Origin of the sequence: Haloferax chudinovii (assembly GCF_042663345.1) — an archaeon.
Taxonomy (GTDB): Archaea; Halobacteriota; Halobacteria; order Halobacteriales; family Haloferacaceae; genus Haloferax; species Haloferax chudinovii.
This window is the reverse complement of record NZ_JBHTAB010000001.1, coordinates 521,315-540,605: the sequence shown is the minus strand read 5'-3', so window position 1 is coordinate 540,605 and position 19,291 is coordinate 521,315. Positions and strand designations below refer to the sequence as shown.

The 19,291-nt window shown below is 69.2% G+C and carries 18 protein-coding genes and 1 pseudogene; 13 read left to right on the top strand and 6 right to left on the bottom strand.

Annotated features, from left to right (window positions below):
* Nucleotides 1–29 precede the first annotated feature (29 nt).
* A complete protein-coding gene (locus ACFQI8_RS02725) occupies nt 30–1,016 on the bottom strand; it encodes a calcium/sodium antiporter (RefSeq protein ID WP_390242685.1) in 987 nt (328 codons plus the stop codon).
* Between the two features lie 114 nt (nt 1,017–1,130).
* Complete coding sequence (deoC, locus tag ACFQI8_RS02720; RefSeq protein ID WP_390242684.1) at nt 1,131–1,769, bottom strand: deoxyribose-phosphate aldolase; 639 nt, start codon at nt 1,767–1,769, stop codon at nt 1,131–1,133.
* A gap of 66 nt (nt 1,770–1,835) precedes the next feature.
* Between deoC and ACFQI8_RS02715 the strand changes: the two genes are divergently transcribed.
* From ACFQI8_RS02715 to ACFQI8_RS02695, 5 genes are all read left to right on the top strand, one after another.
* Complete coding sequence (locus tag ACFQI8_RS02715) at nt 1,836–2,645, top strand: DUF63 family protein (protein ID WP_390242683.1); 810 nt, start codon at nt 1,836–1,838, stop codon at nt 2,643–2,645.
* A 111-nt stretch (nt 2,646–2,756) separates the two neighbouring features.
* Nucleotides 2,757–3,674, top strand: coding sequence for an ATP-dependent ribose-1-phosphate kinase (locus ACFQI8_RS02710; RefSeq protein ID WP_390242681.1), 918 nt, complete (start codon nt 2,757–2,759; stop codon nt 3,672–3,674).
* 104 nt (nt 3,675–3,778) lie between these two features.
* Nucleotides 3,779–4,303, top strand: a complete 525-nt coding sequence (locus ACFQI8_RS02705; protein WP_390242680.1) for a hypothetical protein — start codon at nt 3,779–3,781, stop codon at nt 4,301–4,303.
* Between the two features lie 103 nt (nt 4,304–4,406).
* Nucleotides 4,407–5,135 (top strand): nucleoside phosphorylase, encoded by a 729-nt coding sequence (locus ACFQI8_RS02700; RefSeq protein WP_390242679.1) that lies wholly within the window; start codon nt 4,407–4,409, stop codon nt 5,133–5,135.
* Nucleotides 5,136–5,144: 9 nt separating this feature from the next.
* Nucleotides 5,145–6,581: a universal stress protein gene (locus ACFQI8_RS02695; RefSeq protein ID WP_390242678.1), complete on the top strand. Its 1,437-nt coding sequence runs from the start codon at nt 5,145–5,147 to the stop codon at nt 6,579–6,581.
* 72 nt (nt 6,582–6,653) lie between these two features.
* On the opposite strand, the gene ACFQI8_RS02690 is transcribed toward ACFQI8_RS02695, so the two are convergent.
* On the bottom strand, nt 6,654–7,883 hold the full coding sequence (locus ACFQI8_RS02690) for an NAD-binding protein (protein ID WP_390242677.1): 1,230 nt from the start codon (nt 7,881–7,883) through the stop codon (nt 6,654–6,656).
* Nucleotides 7,884–7,983: 100 nt separating this feature from the next.
* Here ACFQI8_RS02690 and ACFQI8_RS02685 point away from each other — a divergent pair, with 100 nt between their 5' ends.
* From ACFQI8_RS02685 to samp1, 3 genes are read left to right on the top strand one after another with little or no spacing between them, the layout of a single operon-like run.
* Nucleotides 7,984–9,192 (top strand): potassium channel family protein, encoded by a 1,209-nt coding sequence (locus ACFQI8_RS02685; protein WP_390242676.1) that lies wholly within the window; start codon nt 7,984–7,986, stop codon nt 9,190–9,192.
* Nucleotides 9,192–10,670, top strand: a complete 1,479-nt coding sequence (locus ACFQI8_RS02680; RefSeq protein ID WP_390242675.1) for a cation:proton antiporter regulatory subunit — start codon at nt 9,192–9,194, stop codon at nt 10,668–10,670. Before ACFQI8_RS02685 ends, ACFQI8_RS02680 begins: the two co-directional genes overlap by 1 nt.
* 23 nt (nt 10,671–10,693) lie before the next feature.
* Complete coding sequence (gene samp1 / locus ACFQI8_RS02675) at nt 10,694–10,957, top strand: ubiquitin-like modifier protein SAMP1 (protein ID WP_390242674.1); 264 nt, start codon at nt 10,694–10,696, stop codon at nt 10,955–10,957.
* A gap of 232 nt (nt 10,958–11,189) precedes the next feature.
* On the opposite strand, the gene ACFQI8_RS02670 is transcribed toward samp1, so the two are convergent.
* Entirely contained in the window at nt 11,190–12,035 is an 846-nt protein-coding gene (locus ACFQI8_RS02670; protein WP_390242673.1) for a ubiquinol-cytochrome c reductase iron-sulfur subunit, read from the bottom strand.
* 212 nt (nt 12,036–12,247) lie between these two features.
* Between ACFQI8_RS02670 and ppc the strand changes: the two genes are divergently transcribed.
* The gene (gene ppc / locus ACFQI8_RS02665; RefSeq protein ID WP_390242672.1) at nt 12,248–14,941 is read left to right on the top strand and encodes a phosphoenolpyruvate carboxylase; all 2,694 of its coding nucleotides are present in this window, start codon (nt 12,248–12,250) and stop codon (nt 14,939–14,941) included.
* Between the two features lie 72 nt (nt 14,942–15,013).
* Here ppc and ACFQI8_RS02660 read toward each other — a convergent pair whose 3' ends face one another.
* Nucleotides 15,014–15,181 carry a hypothetical protein gene (locus ACFQI8_RS02660; RefSeq protein WP_390242671.1) on the bottom strand — a complete coding sequence of 56 codons (168 nt, stop codon included), beginning with the start codon at nt 15,179–15,181 and terminating at the stop codon, nt 15,014–15,016.
* A 170-nt stretch (nt 15,182–15,351) separates the two neighbouring features.
* Nucleotides 15,352–15,444: pseudogene (locus tag ACFQI8_RS02655) on the bottom strand (aldo/keto reductase); the annotation flags it as partial.
* A gap of 132 nt (nt 15,445–15,576) precedes the next feature.
* On the opposite strand from ACFQI8_RS02655, the gene ACFQI8_RS02650 reads away from it, so the two are divergent.
* The 4 genes from ACFQI8_RS02650 (at nt 15,577) to ACFQI8_RS02635 (ending at nt 19,153) form a co-directional block, all read left to right on the top strand.
* Nucleotides 15,577–16,134: a sugar O-acetyltransferase gene (locus tag ACFQI8_RS02650; protein WP_390242670.1), complete on the top strand. Its 558-nt coding sequence runs from the start codon at nt 15,577–15,579 to the stop codon at nt 16,132–16,134.
* Between the two features lie 135 nt (nt 16,135–16,269).
* Nucleotides 16,270–17,919, top strand: a complete 1,650-nt coding sequence (pyrG, locus tag ACFQI8_RS02645; protein WP_390242669.1) for a glutamine hydrolyzing CTP synthase — start codon at nt 16,270–16,272, stop codon at nt 17,917–17,919.
* The gene (guaA, locus tag ACFQI8_RS02640) at nt 17,919–18,836 is read left to right on the top strand and encodes a glutamine-hydrolyzing GMP synthase (RefSeq protein ID WP_390242668.1); all 918 of its coding nucleotides are present in this window, start codon (nt 17,919–17,921) and stop codon (nt 18,834–18,836) included. Before pyrG ends, guaA begins: the two co-directional genes overlap by 1 nt.
* Entirely contained in the window at nt 18,833–19,153 is a 321-nt protein-coding gene (locus tag ACFQI8_RS02635; protein ID WP_390242667.1) for a DUF7126 family protein, read from the top strand. Before guaA ends, ACFQI8_RS02635 begins: the two co-directional genes overlap by 4 nt.
* Nucleotides 19,154–19,291: the final 138 nt, after the last annotated feature.

The window sequence follows — 19,291 nt, the reverse complement described above, 5'->3', positions numbered from 1 at the left end:
GACAGGACCGCCTCGGGAGACTGCGACCCTCAGAGAAGGCCCAGTATCCACCGCGTGACCTCGGAGGTCGCGAAGAAGGCACCTTCCAACCGGGAGAGGGCTCTCCCGGTCCAGAGCGCGGCGACTAGCAGGAGGGTGACCGCGGCCAGCCACGCGAACGTCCCGAGCGCCGAGGCGCTCACCGCGAGCGGGCTGGCGACAGCCGCGACGCCGACGATGCCCGTGATGTTGAGGATGTTGCTCCCGACGACGTTGCCCACCGAGACCCCGAGACTCCGCTGTCGGAGCGCGACCAGCGAGACGGCGAACTCCGGCGTCGACGTCCCCGCCGCGACGATTGTCCCGCCGATGACCCACTCGGAGACGCCGGCCCCGCGGGCCAACTCCGAGGCGGCGAGCACCATGTAGTCGCCGCTCACCAACACCAGCGCCAACCCGCCCGCGAGGAACACGGCGTCCCGTCCGGGGAAATCGATTCGGCCGGTTATCGGGCGGGTCACCCCGCCGTCGCCGAGCGACTGGTCGGTCGAGTGGTCGGTCGGTCCGTCGGCCCCAGTCTGGGACCCCCGGAGCAGGAACGCCGTGTAGGCGACGAACGCCCCGACTAAGACCGCGCCTTCGAGCCTCGTGACCCGGAGGTCGAACAGGACGACGCCACCGAGGACCGTACTCGCCAGCAGTGCGACGCCGTCGCGGGAGACGAGCGACTCCGCGACCGGGATCACCCGGACCAGCGAGATGACGCCCAGCACGAACGCCAAGTTGTAGATGTTCGAGCCGAGGACGTTGGCGACCGCGATGTCGCCCAGCCCCTTGTACGCGGCGTCGACCGCGACCGAGAGCTCCGGCGTCGACGTCCCGATTGCGACGATTGTCAGCCCGATGGTGAGCTCCGAGAGCCCGAATCGCCGAGCCGACCGAACGGCGGCGTCGACCAACAGCCGCGCCCCGACCCAGAGCCCCAGTACTGACACGAGAACGACGCCGATTTGAACGACGGGTCCGCCTCGGAGCATGGTACTGGGTTCTCGGGAGTCGGATAATCAATGTTGGGCCCCGTGCCGTTCGCGATATACCAACGACCGCGGGACCGCGAGACTGCGAGACCGCGAAATCGCCAGACAGCCGACCTACTCCTCGGGCGCGCCGGAGACGATGTCGACGCCGGACGACGCGCCGATGCGCTCCGCACCGGCTTCGAACATGGCGACCGCCTCGTCGTAGGAGCCGACGCCGCCGGAGGCCTTGACGGGCAGGTACTCGGCCATGAGCGCCACGTCTTCGACGGTCGCGCCGCCGTCGGCGAAGCCGGTGGCGGTCTTGACGAAGGCGGCGTCGGCCTCGACGGCCGCCTCGCAGGCGCGGTGCTTCTCTTCTTCGGTGAGAACCGCCGTCTCGATGATGACCTTCACGGGAATCGGGACGGCCGCGACGACCTCGGAGATGTCCTCGGTCACGAGTTCGTCCTCGCCGGCTTTGAGCCGACCGACGTTGATGACCATATCCAGTTCGTCCGCGCCGGCCTGCCACGCGTCGACGGCCTCCTCGCGTTTGGCCGTCGTCGTGTGCTGGCCGTGGGGGAAGCCGACGACCGTCGCCAGCAACACGTCCGGGGCGTACTCGCTCGCCTCGGCGACGTAGCACGGCGGGATGCAGGCGTTCAGCCCCCACTCGTCGGCGTCGTCGAGGACGGCCTCCACGTCGGCCATCGTCGTCTCGGGTCCGAGGACCGTGTGGTCGATGCGGGCGGCGAGGTCGGCTCGGTTCATATCCGGTGGAGGCGACCCAAGAGTAAAGAACGTAAGGCTTTCACGCCGCCCCGCCGCGCCTCCTGCATGGCCATCCTCCCCGAGGGGTTCGCGCTCCCGCCGCTTCCCTACCTCGTCGCCCTCGTCGCGGGGCTCGTCGGCGTCGGCGTCGGACTGACTCGCACGCGCCCGACGGTCACGCCCGGACACGTCCTCGCGCTCGTCCCGTGGATGGTATCGGGGTCGGCGCTCCACGTGCTCTACGTCGTCGACGCGCTCCCGACCGCGGTCGAACCGCTCGCCGGCACGCCCGCGGTCTACCTCACCGTGGCCGTCGTCGCCGGCGCGTCGTGGCTCGCGCTCGACGCGGCCGATCTCGCCTCGCCGCCGACGCTCGCGGCTCCCGGTCTGCTCGTCGCCGCCGGCCTCGCCGGCTTCGCGCTGTTTATCGGCCTCGCCGCCGGGACGCTCTCGGTCGTCTGGCCCGGCGTGGCCCTCGTCACCGCCCTCGTCGTCAGCCCCCTGACGTGGCGGGTCGTGACGCGACTCGCGCCCGAGGCGGCCGCCGCGGGGTCGCTCGGCCTCCTCGCCGTCTTCGGGCACGCCCTCGACGCGCTGTCGACCGCCGTCGGCGTCGACGTGCTCGGCTTCGGCGAGCGGACGCCGCTGTCGCGCGTCATCCTCGACGCCGCCGCGGCGCTCCCGACCGCGGAGGTCGTCGGCGTCGGCTGGCTGTTCGTCCTCGTGAAACTCGCCGTTGCCGGCTTCGTGGTCGCCCTCCTCGCCGACTACGTCCGCGAGGACCCGACCGAGGGGTCGCTCCTGTTGGGCCTCGTCGCCGCCGTCGGCCTCGGACCCGGCGTCCACAACCTCCTGTTGTTCGCCATCGCCGGCTGAGGCCGCGACCCCGCTCGGGGGGTCGCCCGCACCCCGCGTTTGCTCTTTTCGGCGCGCCGGTCGCCCGACCCGGGGGAGTTATGCCACCGGCGAACCGACCTACGCGGACGCATGTCCCGTGTCATCTGCGCCGGCCACGTGAACTGGGACGTCACCCTCCGCGTGGACGCCCTGCCGGAGCCGGACGGCGAGGCGACCGTCGAGTCGCGGGTCGGCGCGGGCGGCGGGAGCGCCGCCAACGTCGCCAGCGGCCTCGTCAGCCTCGACGTGCCCGCCGCGCTCCTCGGGAGCGTCGGCGACGACGAACACGGCCACGCCGCCGTCGCCGAGCTCGCCTCGAAGGGCGTCGACTGCCGCTACGTCGTCAGCGTCGACCGCGGCCCGACCACAGTCAAGTACATCGTCGTCGACGCCGCGGGCGAGGTGTTCGTCCTCGGCTCGCCCGGTGCCAACGAGGCGTTCGAGGCGACGGACCTCCCGACCGACCCGCTCGCGGCCGCCGACCACCTCCACCTGACGAGCCAGTCGCCCGACACGGCCGCGACGCTCGCCAGACGGGCCCACGAGGCCGAAACGACGGTCAGCTTCGACCCCGGCCGGCGCGTCGGCGACCGGGGCTACGCCGACGCGCTCCGCGAGGTGGACTACGTCTTTCTCAACGACCGCGAGGCCGCCACCGCGCTCGGCGAGGCGGCGGTCGAACGCGGCCGGAGCGCCGACGCAGAACCCATGTCGGACGTGACCGAGGCGCTCGCGCGGACGACGCTCGTCCTCAAACACGGCCCGCGCGGCGCGGAGGTCAGAGACGGCGACGAGCGACACGTCCACCCCGGCTACCCCGTCGACGCGGTTGACACGACCGGCGCGGGCGACGCCTTCGCCTCGGGGTTCATCGCCGCTCGCCTCGACGGGGCCGCCTACGAGCGGGCGCTGGCGGTCGCCAACGCCTGCGGCGCGCTCACCGCGGCCGAACCCGGCGCGCGGACGCAACTCAGTTGGCGGCGGCTGGACGACCTCGTCGCGGGCTGAGCCGCCGCCCGCCACGCCGCCGTCATGCCGCCCACCACGCCGCCCTCCACCCCGCTCGACTCCGACCCGACCAGTTTTATCCTCACCAGCCATTCGTCGGGACGATGTTGGACCACCTCCCGGCCGCCATCGCCGCCCTCGACGCCGCGTCGAGTCTCGGCGCAGTCGCCGGGCGACTGCTGGTCGGCGCGGTCGTCGGCGCCGTCGCCGCGGTCGTGATGGCCATCCCGATGTGGCGACAGGACGACGGCTTCACCCCGGCGTACGTCGCCGCGGCGGTCGTCCGCCGGACCTCGCCGGACGAGGTGAGCTTCGGCGACGCCAACGTCGTCCACCACGTCGCCGGCGCGCTCGCGGGCGTCCTCTACGCGGTCGCCTACCTCGCGACCGATGCCCTCGCGCCGGACCTCGGAGTCGCCGGCGTCGACCTCCCCTCGCACCTCGTCGCGACCGCGGTCGTCGTAGCGTTCATCTACGTCGCGTTCGCCCGGTTCGTCCTCCCGCGCGCCGGCCGGCGCATCTACGAGGAGCGCGCGACGGCGGTCCGCGGGCAGTGGCTCCGCTCCTCGCTCGTCTTCGGCGCGACGCTTCTGGTCCTCGCACCGGTGGTCTTCAGCGGGCTGGCGTGACGCCGGCGCGGTCGGTCGACTGGGCAGTCGGCCGGTCGACCGAGTCGCCCCCACCCCCGGTCGAACCGCGTCGTTTTTGCCCGCGACCCGAGTGGGTCGGTATATGGCGAAACAGCCCCACCTCCTCGTCGAAGAAGGCGACGTGAACGACATCGCGCTCATCCCGGGCGACCCCGGACGCGTCGACCGCATCGCAAAGCAGTGCGAGAACGTCGAGGAAATCGCGCAGAACCGCGAGTACAAGGTCGTCAACGCCGAGTACGAGGGCGTCCCGCTCACCATCTCCTCGACCGGCATCGGCTGTCCCTCGGCCGCCATCGCCATCGAGGAACTCGCCCGCGTCGGCGTGGAGACGTTCATCCGCGTCGGCACCATCGGCGCGCTCCAAGCGGACATCGAAATCGGCGACATGATCGTCGCCACGGGCGCGGCCAAGGAGGAGGGGACCTCGAAGCGCTACGAGTCCGAGGTCTACCCGGCCGTCCCCGACTACGACGTGCTCACCTCGCTCGTCGAGTCGGCCGAGGCCAACGACGAGGACGTCCACGTCGGCCCCATCGTCTCCGACGACGCGTTCTACAACGAGTCCGACGAGTACGTCGAAGACTGGAACGCCGCCGGCCTGCTCGCCATCGAGATGGAGGCCGCGACGGTGTTCTCGCTCGCCCGACGGCGGGGCCTCCGCGCCGGCGCTATCTGCACGGTCGACGGCAACCTCGTCGCCGGCACCCAGAAGGGGGCCGACTCCGACGACGAACTCCCCGAGAAGGCGAAGAACAACGTCGAGCGCGCCATCTCCATCACGCTCGACGCCGTCGCCGAACTCGCGTAGACGAGCGCCGTGGACGTCCGCCACCTCGCGGCCCGAGTGGTCGCACGCGCCGGAGCGCTTCGCGCCCGGATTCGCCGGATAGAGCGGCGCGAGAAGGTGGCGTTCGGACGCTGGATAGAGAACACGAACAACCTGCTTCACCTCTCGATTCTCCTCATTATCCCCGTGCTCATCGCCGGGGTGACGCTCATCTCCAACTCGGTCAGCACGCTGTCGTTCCTGCTGTTCCCGCCGCTCGCGTCGGGGTCGTACACCCTGTTTTCGGACCCCGAGGGGCGGTACGCCTCGCCCGTGAAGTTCGTCGTCGCCCTCACGGTCGGCGCGCTCTGCGGCCTCGTCGCGGTCGGCTTCGCCGGGTGGGCCTACGGCCCGACCGGGACCGCAGTCGTCCACCCGTCGGCGGCGGCGCTCGCCATCTTCCTCGCGGGCGTCACGACGTGGGCGCTGGACGTGGAGGCACCCTCCGCGTTTTCGACGGCGCTGTTGACGCTCGTGACGGGCGACGTGAACCCCGAGGAGTACGTGGTGAGCATCTTCTTCGCCAGCTTCGTCATCGCCGTCGCCTTCACCGTCTGGCGCGAGCAGTTCTACGAGCGCCGCGCGGAGTACCTCTACGGGACCGTCCGCGGCGACGACCACGTCCTCGTCCCGATGCGCGGCGAGACGGCGACCCAGACGGCCTTTTTCGCCGCTCGACTCGCCGCCGCCCACAGCGCCGGGAAAGTCGTCCTCCTCGACGTGCTCCCGCCGGAGGCGACCGACGAGACCGACGCGAACTCGAACTCGGACGCCGATGCGGACGCAGACGGCGACCTCGACGCCGACGCCGACGCGTCGGTCGCCCGCCTCGAATCCTGCGCTCACAAACTGCGGACTCAGTTGGGCGTGCCGGTCGAAATCGCCGTCGCGCGCGGCGACCCGCTGACGGCGACCACCGAGGCCGCGGCCAACACCAACTCGGACCTCGTGGTGACGCCCTACGAGGAGGACCGCGGCCTGCTTTCGGACTACATCCGCGGGCTGTTCGGCGGGTCGTACGACACCGTGGCGTTCCGCTCGACCGGCGAGACCTACCGCTGGCGGCGCATCCTCGTGCTCGTCTCGCGGCCGGGCGACGCCGCCCACGCGATGATAGACTTCGCGACCCGCCTCGCCGGGAAAACGGGGAGTGTGAGCGTCACGACCTGCATCACCTCGGAGGTCGAGCGCCGCCCCGCGGAGTCGAAGCTCGCCAACTTGGTCGAGACGGCCGACGGGAACATCGAGACGCGGGTCGCCCGCGCCGACGTGACCGGCTTCATCGCCTCCAACGCCGCCACCTACGACCTCGTGGTGCTCGGCTCCAGCGGCGACCGCTCGCCCGCCTCGCGGTTCATCTCGCCGCCGACGTTCGAGCGCATCCGCGAGATAGACTGCGACGTGGCGGTGTTCGACCGCGGGCACTAAGCGGAGCGAGAAACGCGGAGCAATCGGCGTCGATGGCCGGTTACGACCGGTTCGTCTGCCTCGCCCGTACCGTCAGTTCCGGCCGTCCGGTCCGGATTCGTCTGCCTCGCCCGGCCCGTCCGCCTCGGTTGTCTCGGCGTCGGGCGGGTCGGCCGGCCGTTCGTCGAGCAGTCGCTCCTCGATGGTTTCGAGGCCGCTCCCGCCGATGGCGGACTCGGCGAGGAAGTGGCCGCCGAGCGCCGCCGGGCTGATGACGGTGTTGGCCCCGGCGCGGCGCAGTTTCCGCTCGTTTTCCCGCTGAGTCGCCGCCGCGACGATGTGGATGTCGGGGTTGAGCTGTCGCGCCGTCAGGATGGCCAGCGCGTCTTCGGCGTCGTTGTTGGTGGCGACGACGACGGAGCGGGCGGCGTCGACGCGGGTCCGCTGGAGGGCCTCCTCGTCGCTCGGGTCGTCTGTGACCACGGCGTAGCCGCGGTCGGTGAGGCGCTTGGCGCGGGCCTCGTCGGGCGTGACGATGACGACGCGGGCGCGGTCGCCGAGCTCTTCGAGAATCGGTTCGGTCAGTTCCCCGTAGCCGAGGACGAGAACGTGGTTCTCCAGAATATCGAGTTGTGATTCGGTCATGCGTCCGAGTGCTTTGGTGAGTCGCGCTTCGATTGCGGGCGTGAGCAGGACACCGAGCGCCACGGCGAACGTCGCCACCGTGATGAGGAGCGCCGATATCCCGAACAGCCTGGCGATTGCGGTCTGCGGGTAGATGTCGCCGTAACCGACCGTGCTCCCGGTGACGACGCCGAAGTAGAACGCGTCGAACAGCGTCTCGATGCCGTTGAACTGCTCTCTGAGCGCCCACGCGCCGGCGGTCGTGTACGTCTGTGCCCCCGCGATGGCGAGGAGCGCCGACAGCTGTGTCGCCGTCAGGTCGAGGTCGCGGTCGAACGCCCCGTAGTTGAACCCCAAGAGCGCGAGGCTGATAAGCGAGAGGCCGACGAGCGGGGCCGCCCGCTCGGGCGACTGGACGAGTCCCTGCCCGGCCGTCACCGGGAGCAGTATCGCGGCCGAGTACCACGCGGCGCGGTAGCGGCGGCGGAGCCCGAAGACGCTCGCGAGGAGCAGAAAGCCCGTCAGCGTCCCGGTGAACCCGGCGGTGATGCGGACCGCCTCCGGGATGTACGGGGCCAGCACGCCGCCGCTCACCGGGACGCTGATGTTCAGGACGCCGATGGCGACCGAGAGGACGGCGGCGACGAACACCGTCCCGATGGTCGCGCGGGCACCGACCCACTCGCGGACGGAAGCCATGTCTCTCGCAGTTCTGGCGTCAGAGGGCAAAAGCGGTCGGGTATCGGCCCGTCACGGGTGCGCCGTCACGTCTTTATCCCGTCGGCGAGTGTACCGGCCCATGGCTTCACTCCCCGTCGAAGTCGTCTACGGGCTGTACTTCGGCATCCTCACGGGGCTCGTGCCGGCCGCCGTCGCGTGGCTCCTCGGCTTCGGCTTCCGCTACGTCACCGGCGTCACCGTTCCGGGGCTCGGCGTCGTCGTCCTCAGCGTCGCCATCGCGGGCGCGAGCGGCGGCCTCATGGCGCTGGCCGACCCGAGCATCACGCAGTCGGAAAACCAGGTCAGGCTGACGGTCGCGCTGTTGGTCGTCCTGATGGGGTCGTTGTACGCGCACAACCGCGGCGACGCCTTCGCCAACGACATCCCGCGGAAGATGTCGCTTCGAAAGCTCACCGAGCGGTCGCTGTCGACGGACGTGGTCGAACTCGTCGGCGGCCGCGGGCAGGTCGGCGTCACCGTCACCGGCGAGGTCGGCGACATCGAGGGGTACCCGCCGGTCCCGCTGGACATCCGCACCGGCATCCGAAACGGTGAGTGGACGTTCCCGGCCGACATCCCGCTCGTGGAACTCGAATCGCGGTTCGCCGACCGCCTGCAAAACGAGTTCGACCTCGCCGCCGTCGAGGTCAGACTCGACGAGCGGGCCCGCGCCACCGTCACCGCCGCGGCCCCGCTCGGCGGCCTCTCGAAGCGACTCCCGGCGGGCAAGCGCGCGGTGTCGGTGACGGCGCTCGTGCCGACGGGGCTCGCACAGGGCGACGACGTGGTCGTCGTCGCCGACGGCGGCACCGTCTCGGCGACCGTCGCCGGGGTCGATTCCGTCGCCGAGGTCCCGAGCGAACCCGACGATGACGACGACGCGGACGCCCCGAAGGCCGCGCCGCGCGCCCCCACGGCCGTCGGCGGCGAGGGTCGTATCACGCTCGCGGTCGACCGAGGCAAGGTCGAACCGCTCCTCAAGAGCGACGTGGAGCGCTTCGTCGTCACCTCCCGCGGCGTCCGCCGGGAGTTCGAACTCGTCTCCCTGCTCCGCCGGGCCGGCAAGCGCTTCTCGCGGCTCTCGGTTCGGTCCGAGAGCCCGCTCGACGGTGTGAGTCTCGGAACGGTGGGGGTCCGCGACGCCTACGGCGTGGCCGTCCTCGCGGTCCGCCACGGCGGGAACTGGACGGTTGCGCCGCGAGGCGACCAAGAAGTGTCCGCCGGCGACACGCTCTACGCGGTCGGGTCGAGGAGCGACCTGACCCGCTTCGAGGAGGCGGTGGCGTGATGTCGGTAGGGCTCACCTCCGCCGCCCCCGCCGCCGACCTGTTCGCGGCGGTCGGGCAGTCGGCGGCCGTCGCCGGACAGGTGTCGATTCCGCCGGCCGACGACTCGCTCGTCCCGCAGGCGCTCCGGCTCGTCGGCCTCGTTGTCGGCGCGTTCGTCGTGTCGGCGGTCGCCTCGCTTCTCTACCGCTGGTACACCCGCGAGATAATCCCGCGGGCGCTGGCGGTGCTGTTCGGCGGCGCGGTCGTCGCGCTCTATCTGAACACTATCGGCCTGTTCGGCGCGTTCACCACCGGCACCGAGACCGAGGTGTTCCAACTCGACACCGTGCTTTTCAACGTCGCGTCGCTCGCCGGCGGGGCGCTCATCGCGCCGGTCGGCCGGGTCGCCGGCGACCGGCTCGCGACCGACGTGTTCGCCGTCGCGGGCGCGAAGGAACTCGACGCCGACGTGAGCCGACTCGTCCGGACCGTCGGCCGCGTCATGTCGGTGACGCTCCCCGATGACATCGGCGACATCGAGGGGTACGACCCGGTCGCCGAGAGCGTCAAGACCCAGCTGAGCGGGAAGACGCTGTTGTTCCCCCGGCGGCTCAGCGAGGCCGAACTCCGCGACCGACTCGCGACGCGCATCAAGGACGACCACGGCGTCGGCCACGTCGACGTGGAGTTCGAGGCCGGCGGGAGCGAGGTGTCGTACCTCGCGCTCGGCAGTCGCGCGGCCGGCCTCGGGCCGACGCTCGCGCCCGGCACCGTCGCGGTCGCGATTCGCGGCGACCCCGGCTCCGGCGCGGCCGCCGGCGACCCCGTGCAGGTCTGGTCGGTTCCGAAGCCGGACGCGGGCGACGAGGAGGACGAACCATCCGACGGCGGCTCCGTGGACGCATCTGAACCGTCCGAGGCGACCGCCGCCGTCGAATCGACCGAGACGCCGACCCCCGCCGGCGAGCCCGATACCGGCTCGCTGTCCGACGGCGGCACCGACGCGCCGACCGCGCCGACCGCACCGACTCGCGTCGCCTTCGGCGAACTCCGCGGCGTCGCCGACGACGTGGCGACCGTCGCCCTCGACGAGGAGGACGCCGACAGCCTGACGAGCGGCGAGCAGTACCGACTCGTGACGCTCCCCGCGGACCCCCACGTCGACCGCGAGTTCGCGTCGCTCCTGCGGAACGCCGACGAGACGATGGCTGTCACGACCGTCGCGTCCGGTGCCGACCTCGACGGCGTGACGGTCTCAGAGATCGACACCACGGTCGTCGCCATCCGGTCTTCGAACCGTCCCGTGGACGCGATTCCCGGCCGGGGACGCGAACTGGCGGCCGGCGACACGCTCTACGTCGTCGGCCGGCCGGAGGTGCTCCGGAAGGTCGAACGCCGGGCGACGACCGACACTGGCCGCACCGACGGCGGCGACGACGACGGAGCCGACACCGGCGGCTCCGACGGCTCGCGGTCGTCCGGGGCGCAATCCTCATGAGCGCCGGGCGACGAGACGGGAGTATGGAGTGGAAGCTGTTCGCCGACCTCGCGGAAGTCACCGGCGCGCGCACCGTTCGAGTCGACGTCGGCGGCGACGCGACCGTCGGCGACGCGCTCGACGCCCTCGTCGGGGCGCACCCGGCGCTCGAATCGCGGGTGTTCGGCGACGACGGCGAACTGTACGACCACATCAACGTCCTCCGGAACGGCGAGGCGGCCGCGCTCGGCGAGGCGACCGCCGCCGGCGACGAACTCGCGCTGTTCCCGCCGGTCAGCGGCGGCTAGCGCGGAGTCGTCGCCCCGGAGCAACGTCGCCCGGTCGGTGGTTGGTTCTCGAGCCCTGATGGACGACCCGAGAGCGGCCGGTCTGTCAGCACGCGGGACGGGGTACGACGGCACGGATGGAACTGGACCAGATAGAACAACGGAACGAAACGAGATGGAACAACGGAACGGGATAGAACGGAGCGGGGAGACGCGTCGCGGTCGGCCGCGAGCGAGAAGGCGAGTGCCGAAGTTACTCGCTCGGGCGCGGCAGTGCCGTAAAGAGCGTCTCGACGATGGTGAAGGGGTCGTAAGTAGACTGGTGGCACTGGCAGTAGACGCCGTCTTCGCCGCCGAACGTGGCGGAGCTGGCCGACTGCTTGTAGCCGGGGACACAGCAGAAGTGCGTACACTTGTTGAGCCACGCGATGACGCCCTGATCCGTCGAGGCGGAGAGCCACTCGTTGTCCTGTGCCGCCTCCTCGATGCGCGTCGAGCGGACCACCTGAATCGGCATCGTGTCTTCGGTGTCCTGCGAGCGCCACGTCCCGGTCGCGGGCATCCCGAGACCGGCCTGTCCGATGCCGTTGCCCCACGTCTCGTACTCGTCGAAGTCGTTGACGTTCAGGCGGTCGCCGGCGCTGTAGGTCTCGGACTGCCAGTCGTAGGCCCCGTTGTCGGAGCGGAAGTAGTTGTCCGACTCGAAGTTCGGGCCCAACCCGTCGTAGGTCTGGACGCCGCAGTACTGGAACCAGTCCTGCGAGTAGGTGACGCCCGTGCCCTGGTAGTCCTCGTTGATGGCGAGTTCGACTTCCACACCGTTCTGGGTGATGGTCTGGACCTCGGGCCAGACGCCTCTGATGTAGCCCTCGTCGTCGATCTCGATCGGAATCTGCGGCATGCCGCGCGGTGCGGGACCGCCGGTGTTCTCGATGGCGTACGCCTGCGTCGGCCCACCACCGGAACCGGTGGACGACGTTGCGGTGTTGATGGCGGCCGCGCCTGTCGTTCCCACGCCCGCGAGCGCCGCTCCCCCGACGACGCCCTTGACGAACCGACGGCGACCCGAATCGGCGGGGTACTTGTCGCTATCGCTCATACATCCACCTTCGACCCGGTCAGTAAAAGCGTGACGAATCAGCCGTGGTAGTACGCCCCACGAAACGGCCGCCCGCGAGGGGTTCGGCCCGCCGACCCCGCGGCCGAAGAAACTGGACGAACCATTAGAAACGTTCGTTTAGGTCTCACCTCCGGGCAAATTTTCGGCGTTACTCGTGGGCTTTTAGAATGTGGTACTCGTATTCGAGTAGGATGCGATTGCACACCAGAGACGTGCGGCAAGATGTCCGCGAGCTGGGGGCACTGCTCGGGGACGTGCTCGAAGCGCAGACGTCGACGGCGTCGTTCGAGACGGTCGAAGAGCTTCGACAGGCGGCCATCGCCTACCGGAAAGGCGAGTCCGGGTCGCGCGAGCGACTCTACGACGTGGTCGGCGACCTCGAACCGGAGCGCGAGAGCGTCGTCGCTCGCGCGTTCACGACCTACTTCGAACTCATCAACCTCGCCGAGGAGCGCGAGCGGGTCCGCGTCATTCGCGAGGCGTCTCAGGAGGGGACGCTCGAAGACGGCATCCTCGACACGCTCGACGCGCTGGACGACGAGGAGGTCGACGAGGAGCTTCTGGGACGCGTCCTCGAAGACGTGCTCATCGAGCCGACCTTTACGGCCCACCCGACCGAGGCCCGTCGGAAGACGGTGAAATCGAAGCTCCGCTCCATCGCCAACCGGCTGGAGACGCTCGACGAGCGCCGCCTCACCGACCTCGAACACGACCAGGAGTGGCGGCACGTCGTCGCCGAAGTGACGAGCCTCTGGCAGACCTCGCAGGTCCGCGACCGACGCCCGGAGCCGACCGACGAGGCCCGCAACGTCCAGTGGTACCTCGAAAACACGCTTTTCGACGTGGTCGGCGAGGTGTACGAGGAACTCGAAGAGGAGCTCCGCGCCGAGTATCCCGGCCTCGACGTGCCGAAGCTGTTCGAGTTCCGCTCGTGGGCCGGCTCCGACCGCGACGGCAACCCCTTCGTCACGCCCGAGGTGACGGAAGACACGCTCGAACGCCAGCGTAGCGTCGCCCTGGAAAAGTACAGCGACTCGCTCAAGCGTCTCTCCGGTGTGCTGAGTCAGGACGCGACACGAATCGACCCGGGCCACGAGCTCGAACGCTCGCTGAAGGCCGACCGCGACCTCCTCCCCGTCGTCGCCGAGGAGGCCGACGAGCGCTACCCCAACGAGCCGTACCGCCAGAAACTCAAGCTGATGCGCGAGCGAATCCGCCGCGTCGAGGACGTTCGCCCGAACGGTTACGCCGACGTGAGCGAACTCATGGCGGACCTCGAAGTCATCGACGCCAGCCTCCGCCGGACCGGCGCGGCGCAGGTCGCCGACGTGTACGTCGAGCCCCTGATGCGGCAGGTCGATACGTTCGGCTTCACCCTCGCCAGCCTCGACCTCCGCGACCACCAGGAGAACCACACCGAGGCCGTCCACGAGGCGCTGGCCCACGAGGGTCTCGACTACGACGGTAGCTCCGAGGACGAGCGCGTCGAACTGCTCACGGACGCGATTCTACAGGAGGAGCCGGTCATCGACCTCGAAGAGCCGGGCGACGTGTCGGAGACGGCAGAGCGCGTCCTCCGCCGCTTCCGCAGGCTCGGCGAGTGGCAGCGCGAGTACGGCGTCGGCGCCATCGACACCTACTGCATCTCGATGACCGAAGAGCCGTCACACGTCCTCGAAGTGCTGTTCCTCGCCGACCAAGCGGGTGTCGTCTCTCTGCCCGACCACTGCGGCATCGACGTGGTCCCGCTCCTCGAAACCGAATCGGCGCTCAACGGCGCGCGCCGCATCATGGGCACGCTGTTCGAAAACGAGGCCTACGGGACGGCGCTCGCCGCCCGGAACGACGTCCAGGAAATCATGCTGGGCTACTCCGACTCCAACAAGGAAAACGGCTTCCTCGCGGCCAACTGGGACCTCTACAAGAACCAGCGCCGCCTCGCCGACATCTGCGACGACTTCGACGTGACGATGCGGCTGTTCCACGGCCGCGGCGGCTCCATCTCCCGCGGCGGCGGCCCCATGAACGAGGCCATGCTCGCGCTCCCGAACGAGACCGTCACGGGGCAGATTAAGTTCACCGAGCAGGGTGAGGCCATCGCCGAGAAGTACGCCAACCCGCGCATCGCGGAGCGGAACCTCGAACAGATGCTCAACGCCCAGATTCGCGCCCGCCTGCAGGCGATTCGGACGCCCGAAGAGGAGGTTCCCGACCGCTGGGTCGACGCCATGGACACGATGGCGGCCGCCGCGCGCGAGGAGTACCGGAACCTCCTCGAATCCGACGGCTTCGTCTCCTACTTCGAGCAGGCGACGCCCATCACCGTCATCGAGGAACTCAACCTCGGCTCTCGCCCGGCCTCCCGGTCCGACGAGCGGAGCGTCGAGGACCTCCGTGCCATCCCGTGGGTGTTCTCGTGGACCCAGTCGCGGTGTATCCTTCCCGGCTGGTACTCGCTGGCCGCCGGCGTCAACGCCTTCCTCGAAGACGGCGGCGACATGGACGACCTCCGCGAGATGTACGACGAGTGGGCGTTCTTCCGAAGCACGTTCGACAACGCCGCGATGGCGCTGGCGCGCACCGACCTCGAAATCGCCACCGAGTACGCGAACCTCGCCGACGAGGAGCTCCGCGAGGAGTTCTTCACCCGCCTCACCGACGAGTACGAGGACGCCGCGGAGCTGATGCTCGACATCAGCGAGCGCAGTAGCCTCCTGAAGCGCGAGTGGCTCGAAGAGAGCCTCCGCCGCCGCAACCCCTACGTCGACCCGCTGAACCTACTGCAGACGCACCTGCTGTCGCAGACCCACCGGACCGACGAGGAAGAACAGACCCTGCGGCTCACCGTCAAAGGCATCGCCGCCGGGATGAAAAACACGGGCTAACGCGAACGCGAACGCGACGCCGACCCCCTCGGCCACCCGCCGAGGATTCCGTCGCCGCGCCGTCGGGACCGATTAGGCCCGACGGAGGTCGTATGGGTTCGAACACACCGGACAGGTCTGCCGCGCGATGCGGTACTCGCTTTTCAGCCGCTGTCTGACGCCGTCGAAGTCGGCGTCGCCCTCGTATCTCGATTCTACGTGCTGTCCGCAGTGTGGGCACACCACCACCACCGTTGCCATATTTGACAGTACGGGCGAGTCCATCATATATGTTCACCCGGGTTATGACGGGACGAACGTCCCAGTCTGTCGGGGTATGCGTGACGACGAATACGAGAGACTGAGCGGCCGAGCGGTGGAAAAATGGGGATTTTCAGCGCCGCCGTCGGCCGGGAGCGGGCCGGGTCAGCTCAGGCGCGGTTCCACGGCGCTTCCTCGAACTCGACGATGCGGTGGGTCGAATCGAGGGCGTCGATGGCGGCCACGTCCTCGTCGTCGCGGTCTTCGAGTTTGTACGTCCCGAAGCCGAGTCGCGGGAACTCTGTCACGGACGGACGATTGCGACCGGGGGGTCAAACCCTGCGGTTGCGGAAGTCGTGGGTACACTTACCACCCGCCCGCCAGTTATCGCGGGTATGCCCTCCGAGAAGGAGAAGATGCTCGCGGGCGACCCGTACGACGCGAGCGACCCGGAACTCGTCGCGGAGCGGAAACGCGCGCGCCGACTCACCCGCCTGTTCAACGACACCGACGAGACCCGGACCGAGCGCCGCGAGGAACTGATTCGAGAGCTGTTCGGGGAGGTCGGCGAGTCGTTCGAAATCGAGCCGCCGTTCCGCTGTGACTACGGCTACAACGTCCGCGTCGGCGAGCGGTTCTTCGCCAACTTCGACTGCGTCTTCCTCGACGTCTGTCCCATCACCATCGGCGACAACTGCCAGCTCGGGCCGGGCGTCCACGTCTACACGGCGACCCACCCGCTCGACGCCGCGGAGCGAATCAACGGACTCGAGTCGGGCGAGCCGGTGACAATCGGCGACAACGCGTGGCTCGGCGGCCGCGCGGTCGTCAATCCCGGCGTCACCATCGGCGACGGCGCGGTGGTCGCCTCGGGCGCGGTCGTCACGAAGGACGTGCCCGACTCGGTGGTCGTCGGCGGCAACCCGGCGCGGGTCATTAAAAGGCTGGACTGACCGGGCGCGCGCCGTCGAGTCGGCGTCACCGCCGCGTCGCGGTCGCGCGATTCTCTCGGATTCGGGTGCGTGCGGTGCTCTGGCACACGGTGTTCCCTCCGAAATGGTTTTGAAGTACGCTCGCACACGGTCAGTATGCCGACGGACGAATACGACCCAGAGATGGGGCGCAAGTTCATTTTCGTAACCGGGGGTGTCATGTCCGGCCTCGGGAAGGGTATCACGGCCGCGAGCACCGGCCGACTCCTGAAGAACGCCGGGTTCGACGTCACCGCGGTCAAGATAGACCCGTACCTGAACGTCGACGCCGGGACGATGAACCCCTACGAGCACGGGGAGGTGTACGTGCTGAAAGACGGCGCGGAAGTCGACCTCGACCTCGGGAACTACGAGCGGTTCCTGGGCGTCGACATGACCGCCGACCACAACATCACGACGGGCAAGACCTACCAGCACGTCATCCAGAAGGAGCGCGACGGCGACTACCTCGGGAAGACGGTCCAGATTATCCCGCACGTCACGGAGGACATCAAGCGCCGCATCCGCGAGGCGGCCGAGGGGACCGACGTGTGTCTCGTCGAGGTCGGCGGCACCGTCGGCGACATCGAGTCGATGCCGTTCCTCGAATCGCTCCGTCAGTTCGCCTCCGAGGAGGAAGACGGCGACGTGCTTTTCACCCACGTCACGCTCGTCCCCTACTCGAAAAACGGCGAGCAGAAGACGAAGCCCACCCAGCACTCCGTCAAGGAACTCCGAAGCATCGGTCTCCAGCCGGACATCCTCGTCGGCCGCGCCGACGACAAACTCGAGCCGGCGACGAAGAGCAAAATCGCGCAGTTCTGCGACGTGCCGGACGCCGCGGTGTTCTCCAACCCCGACGTGCCGGACATCTACCACGTCCCGCTGATGGTCGAAGAGGAGGGCCTCGACGAGTACGTCATGGAGCGGCTCGGCATCGCCGACGAGGCGATGCCGAAAGAAGACCGCGACAACCGCTGGCGCGAGCTCGTCACGGCCGACCGAACCGGCTCGGTCGACATCGCGCTCGTCGGCAAGTACGCCCTCGAAGACGCCTACATGTCCATCCACGAGGCGCTCAAGCACGCGGGCATCGAGTGCGGCGTCGACGTGAACATCCTCTGGGTCGACTCCGACGAGATGCTCGACAAGCACGAAGAGCGCCTGAAGGACGCCGACGGCGTCGTCGTCCCCGGCGGCTTCGGCTCCCGCGGAACCGGCGGCAAAATCGAGGCCATCCGCTACGCCCGCGAGAACGACGTCCCCTTCCTCGGTCTCTGCCTCGGCTTCCAGATGGCCGTCGTCGAGCAGGCCCGGAACGTCCTCGGCCACGACGAGGCCCACTCGGCCGAACTCGACCCCGACACGCCCTACCCCGTCATCGACCTCCTGCCCGAGCAGTACGAGGTCGACGAGATGGGCGGTACGATGCGCCTCGGCGCGCACGACACCGACATCGACGCCGGCACGCTCGCAGAGGCGGTGTACGGCGGTACCTCCTGTACGGAGCGCCACCGCCACCGCTACGAGGTGAACCCCGAACTCATCGACGAGCTCGAGTCCGAGGGACTTCGCTTCTCCGGCCGCGCCGAAAACCGCATGGAGATTCTCGAACTGACCGACCACCCGTTCTTCTTCGGGACGCAGTTCCACCCCGAGTTCCGCTCTCGACCCGACCGCGCGAGCCCGCCGTTCCTCGGCTTCCTCCGCGCGGTTCTCGGCGAGCTCGACGCGCGCGAACTCGGTAACGAAGAGGTGACAGCATAATGGTACACGTAGACGAATTCATCGAAGACGCGACCGAATCGATTCGCGACCAAATCGGCGACGAGCACGCAATCATCGCCCTCTCGGGCGGCGTGGACTCCTCGGTCGCCGCGACGCTCGCCTACGAGGCCGTCGGCGAACAGCTCACCCCGGTCTACGTCGACACCGGCCTGATGCGCAAAGGCGAGACCGAACAGATTGCGGACACCTTCTCGTTCATGGAGAGCCTCCGCGTCGTCGACGCTCGCGACCGCTTTTTCGACGCGCTCGAAGGCGTCGTCGACCCCGAGGAAAAGCGCAAGGTCATCGGCGAGCAGTTCATCCGCGAGTTCGAGCGCGAGGCCAAAGAGACCGACGCGCAGTACCTCGTGCAGGGGACCATCTACCCCGACCGCATCGAGTCCGAGGGCAACATCAAGTCCCACCACAACGTCGGCGGTCTGCCGGACGTGGTGGACTTCGAGGGCATCGTCGAACCCGTCCGCGACCTCTACAAGGACGAGGTCCGCGAGGTCGCCCGCGCGCTCGGCCTCGAATCCATCATCGCCGAGCGGATGCCGTTCCCGGGGCCGGGGCTGGCGGTCCGCGTCCTCGGCGAAGTCACCCCCGAGAAGGTGCAAGTCGCCCGTGACGCGTGTCACGTCGTCGAAGACGAGACCGAAAAGCACGAGCCGTGGCAGGCGTTCGCCGCCGTCATCGGCAAGGGCACCGGCGTCAAGGGTGACAACCGCGTCCACGGCTGGATCGTCTCCGTGCGCTCCGTGGAGTCGCGCGACGGCATGACCGCCCGCGCGCAGGAACTGCCGTGGGACACCCTCCAGCGCATCCAGTCACGTATCACCGGGACGAACGAGAACGTCGCCCGCGTCGTCTACGACGTGACCCACAAACCGCCGGCGACCATCGAGTACGAATGACGACCGCAGTCGTCGCGGGGGCGGACCCCGACGGACTCGGCGAAGCGCTCGAGGACGAGGGCGCGACGGTCGTCCGCGTCACGGGCATCGCCTCCGCCGACTCGCTCGGCGAGGCCGGCATCGAAGACGCCGACCTGCTCGTGCTCACCGACATGGACGACGCGACGGCCATCGCGGTGGCGAAAGAGCTGAACCCCGGCGTGCGCGTCGTGACCTACGCCTACGACACGCTTCCGGAGTTCGCCAAGGGGCAGGCCGACCTCGCCATCGACCCGAACCTGCTCGCGGTCGACGTGGTCGCCGAAGAACTCGTCTGAGCCGGTCAGGAGTTCCTGACCGTCTCGACACGCAGATTTTCTTGCACTATTTTAGGTGTGCAAATGTCGAGTTCATCTCGGTCATTCTGGCTGTTGCAGATGTCGTCTCTCTCGACGAACGATGCTGAGATGTCTGTC

What these genes read in the sequence shown, in the direction of transcription:
- ACFQI8_RS02725 (WP_390242685.1), bottom strand. Translation starts at nt 1,016, where the DNA reads ATGCTCCGAGGCGGACCCGTCGTTCAAATCGGCGTCGTTCTCGTGTCA.
- deoC (WP_390242684.1), bottom strand. Translation starts at nt 1,769, where the DNA reads ATGAACCGAGCCGACCTCGCCGCCCGCATCGACCACACGGTCCTCGGA.
- ACFQI8_RS02715 (WP_390242683.1), top strand. Translation starts at nt 1,836, where the DNA reads ATGGCCATCCTCCCCGAGGGGTTCGCGCTCCCGCCGCTTCCCTACCTC.
- ACFQI8_RS02710 (WP_390242681.1), top strand. Translation starts at nt 2,757, where the DNA reads ATGTCCCGTGTCATCTGCGCCGGCCACGTGAACTGGGACGTCACCCTC.
- ACFQI8_RS02705 (WP_390242680.1), top strand. Translation starts at nt 3,779, where the DNA reads ATGTTGGACCACCTCCCGGCCGCCATCGCCGCCCTCGACGCCGCGTCG.
- ACFQI8_RS02700 (WP_390242679.1), top strand. Translation starts at nt 4,407, where the DNA reads ATGGCGAAACAGCCCCACCTCCTCGTCGAAGAAGGCGACGTGAACGAC.
- ACFQI8_RS02690 (WP_390242677.1), bottom strand. Translation starts at nt 7,883, where the DNA reads ATGGCTTCCGTCCGCGAGTGGGTCGGTGCCCGCGCGACCATCGGGACG.
- ACFQI8_RS02685 (WP_390242676.1), top strand. Translation starts at nt 7,984, where the DNA reads ATGGCTTCACTCCCCGTCGAAGTCGTCTACGGGCTGTACTTCGGCATC.
- ACFQI8_RS02680 (WP_390242675.1), top strand. Translation starts at nt 9,192, where the DNA reads ATGTCGGTAGGGCTCACCTCCGCCGCCCCCGCCGCCGACCTGTTCGCG.
- samp1 (WP_390242674.1), top strand. Translation starts at nt 10,694, where the DNA reads ATGGAGTGGAAGCTGTTCGCCGACCTCGCGGAAGTCACCGGCGCGCGC.
- ACFQI8_RS02670 (WP_390242673.1), bottom strand. Translation starts at nt 12,035, where the DNA reads ATGAGCGATAGCGACAAGTACCCCGCCGATTCGGGTCGCCGTCGGTTC.
- ppc (WP_390242672.1), top strand. Translation starts at nt 12,248, where the DNA reads ATGCGATTGCACACCAGAGACGTGCGGCAAGATGTCCGCGAGCTGGGG.
- ACFQI8_RS02660 (WP_390242671.1), bottom strand. Translation starts at nt 15,181, where the DNA reads ATGGCAACGGTGGTGGTGGTGTGCCCACACTGCGGACAGCACGTAGAA.
- ACFQI8_RS02650 (WP_390242670.1), top strand. Translation starts at nt 15,577, where the DNA reads ATGCCCTCCGAGAAGGAGAAGATGCTCGCGGGCGACCCGTACGACGCG.
- pyrG (WP_390242669.1), top strand. Translation starts at nt 16,270, where the DNA reads ATGCCGACGGACGAATACGACCCAGAGATGGGGCGCAAGTTCATTTTC.
- guaA (WP_390242668.1), top strand. Translation starts at nt 17,919, where the DNA reads ATGGTACACGTAGACGAATTCATCGAAGACGCGACCGAATCGATTCGC.
- ACFQI8_RS02635 (WP_390242667.1), top strand. Translation starts at nt 18,833, where the DNA reads ATGACGACCGCAGTCGTCGCGGGGGCGGACCCCGACGGACTCGGCGAA.